This is a genomic window from Phyllobacterium sp. P5_D12 (assembly GCF_054049495.1).
Genome location: NZ_JBFUMG010000538.1, coordinates 1 through 3,014, shown reverse-complemented (window position 1 = coordinate 3,014; position 3,014 = coordinate 1). Strand labels below are relative to the sequence as shown.

Genomic DNA, 3,014 nt, shown 5'->3' with positions numbered 1-3,014 from the left:
TCGGTGCAGTGTCCGCACGATTGGCGTTGGCGTCAACAATGGAGGCAATATCTGCCTAAAATGCGCAGATTGACCCCCGAAGACGAACAGGTCGGCCAGCGCTTGGGTCCGTTGCCCGCCCGCTGACACGCCGTCCTTCCCCACTTTCGAACGGCTCCGGAAGCAGCTCCCCATGGAAAGGACGGGSATAGRATARCYSAGGTTTKGMGRGCGTGGATAAGTTTGCGGGATTTTGTTTGGAAAGGGCTCCGTCATCCTCGGGCTTGACCCGAGGACCCAGCASTATGGAGCGAAAACTTATCCATGATTTCGGCGGAATCCAGCCCCCGCAGAATCCTTCACTKGAAGGCGTTGTGGAACGTTATACCTCAACASTTCCTGGCCGTGGGTCCTCGGGTCAAGCCCGAGGATGACGGAGACGTCGAGATTCTATGCTGCTGTGCGTGGTTCGACAAGCTCWCCATGAGGGAAGTGGGTTGATGGCAGGGAGCCACAATTTGCCAAGCGAAGAACTACCGTAGGGCTATCGGTGCAATCCTCGATCTCCCTCATGGTGAGCTTGTCGAACCACGCACGTTGCCTGTGCCGATTCCGAGCACTTACAATACCCGTCAAAACGTTCTGAGTGATACTTTATCCACGAAACGGCATCACACCGTTACTCCGCAGCGCCCTTGAAGGCGTCGGCGCCCGCTTCGAATTGCAGCTTGGCAAGGCTGGCATAAATGCCGTTCTTCTTGACTAGCGTCTGATGCGTGCCTTCCTCGACAATGCGTCCATTCTCCATGACGAGAATACGGTCGGCCTTCAGCACGGTCGCGAGCCGATGCGCGATAACCAGCGTTGTGCGGCCTTGCATCAAATGGTCGAGAGCCTTCTGGACCAGCATTTCGCTTTCAGCATCGAGTGCGGACGTTGCTTCGTCGAGCAATAGGATAGGCGCGTCGCGCAGGATGGCGCGCGCGATGGCCATGCGCTGGCGTTGGCCACCGGACAGCGTGATGCCGCGCTCGCCAACCTGCGTATCATAACCCTCGTCGAATGCTTTAATGAAGTCATGCGCCAACGCCGCCTTGGCCGCGGCCTCTATCTCCGCGTTTGTAGCCCCAGGTCGGCCAAAGCCAATGTTCTCGCGGGCGGTCGCGGCAAAAATTGTTGTATCCTGTGGAACGATCGCGATGCGTGAACGCAAGTCCGAAGGATCGACTTCGCGCAGATCGAGCCCATCGACGCGGACACTCCCCGAAACCGGATCGTAGTAGCGAAGCAAGAGTGAAAACACGGTACTCTTGCCGGCGCCCGACGGGCCTACGATAGCGACCGTCTCGTCCGGTTGGATCTTGAATTCGAGACCTTTCAGGGCTGGAGCATCCGGACGCGACGGGTAGTTGAAGTAGACATCGTCAAAGTTCACTGAACCTATGGCCGGCTGCGGCAGAGGGGCAGGATTGGCCGGTGCTTCTATTGCCGGTTTCTCTGCGAGGATTTCCATCAGCCGTTCGGCTGCACCCGATGCCTGTGACAGCTCGCCCCAAACCTCGGAAAGCGCACCGAGCGCCCCCGCGGCAAATACCGCGTAGAGCAGAAACTGGCCAAGCGTTCCGGGTGTCATCGCGCCGGAAAGTACATCACGCGAGCCAAACCAAAGCACGGCGACGACGCTGGAAAAAATCATGAAGATGGCAAAGGCAGTCAAGATCGCCCTTGCCTTGACCGATGAACGCGCCGCCGAAAACGCATCTTCGACCGAGGCGCCAAAGCGCGTTGTTGCCAGCTTCTCGTTCGTGAATGCCTGCAGCGTGCGCACCGAGACGATGGATTCGCTGGCATAGGCCGTGGCATTGGCCAGCGTATCCTGGGCGGCACGAGAGCGGCGACGCACGGATCGACCGAACGCGACCAAAGGAATGATGATCAGCGGAATTGCCGCGATAACAAGTCCCGACAGCTTGGCGCTCGTAATTACCATCATCACAATTGCGCCCAAGGCAAGGATGAGATTGCGGAGCGCAACCGACGCCGTCGCACCAACCGCCGATTTGATCTGTGTGGTGTCTGCGGTAAGGCGCGAGACAATCTCGCCCGACTGGGTGCGATCAAAGAAAGCCGGAGAAAGCCGTGTCAGATGATCGAATACATCCCGGCGCAAATCGGAAACAATGCGCTCCCCAAGTGTTATGACGAAATAGTACCGCCCGCCCGATGCGAGTGCCAGAAGCGCTGCAAGCACCACCAGCATGCCAAAATAGTTATTGATAAAAGCACCGTTTGCCCCGGTAAAACCGTGGTCGATCATGCGCCGGACAGCCAGCGGAAGTGTCAACGTCGTTACCGCCGCCAGCACCAGGGAGACAAGCGCGCCAGCTATCATGCCCCGATAGCGAGACATATATGGGTAGATGCGGCGCAGCGGTTTCAAGGAGCGACGCTTTTTTTCCGTCTCTTGAAGGTGAGATGGATCCCTATCGGCCATGTCTCAGGTCTTCCTCACATCGCTTTGCGACTTTGCGGCCAGACGGCCTTGTTATTGCTTAAAGGCTGATGTATAGGCTCGCCAACAGTTTTGGAAGCCCACGCCCCTGTGACGTTTGGCTTCATCTCTACCAATCGGCTCCGACCGGAACCCCACTTAGGCAGTGGCGCTGGTTTTGTGCCCTCTAGTTTAGGACGATACAGATGCAAGCCAAGATTCATCCAGATTACCACACCATCAAGGTCGTCATGACCGATGGTACAGAATACCTGACCCGCTCCACCTGGGGCAAGGAAGGCGATACGATGAACCTCGATATCGACCCCTCCACGCATCCGGCATGGACCGGTGGTTCGCAGCAGCTGACAGACCGCGGCGGCCGCGTATCGAAGTTCAAGAGCCGTTTCGCCAATCTCGGCATATAAGTTTTCCGGCACACCGGATTTAAAACGGCCCCGATATTCGGGGCCGTTTTTGTTATTCGCTCCCTCTCGTTTGACAAGCTACTGTTTCGCCAATAGTTTTTTCGAACGCGTATCTG

General features: G+C 57.2%; 2 protein-coding genes. One reads left to right on the top strand and one right to left on the bottom strand.

The window, feature by feature from the left end:
* Positions 1-658 precede the first annotated feature (658 nt).
* Positions 659-2,473: an ABC transporter transmembrane domain-containing protein gene (locus ACXJ5O_RS23130; protein WP_457301956.1), complete on the bottom strand. Its 1,815-nt coding sequence runs from the start codon at positions 2,471-2,473 to the stop codon at positions 659-661.
* A 203-nt stretch (positions 2,474-2,676) separates the two neighbouring features.
* Here ACXJ5O_RS23130 and rpmE point away from each other — a divergent pair, with 203 nt between their 5' ends.
* Positions 2,677-2,898, top strand: a complete 222-nt coding sequence (rpmE, locus tag ACXJ5O_RS23125) for a 50S ribosomal protein L31 (RefSeq protein WP_112523777.1) — start codon at positions 2,677-2,679, stop codon at positions 2,896-2,898.
* The last annotated feature ends 116 nt before the right edge of the window (positions 2,899-3,014 follow it).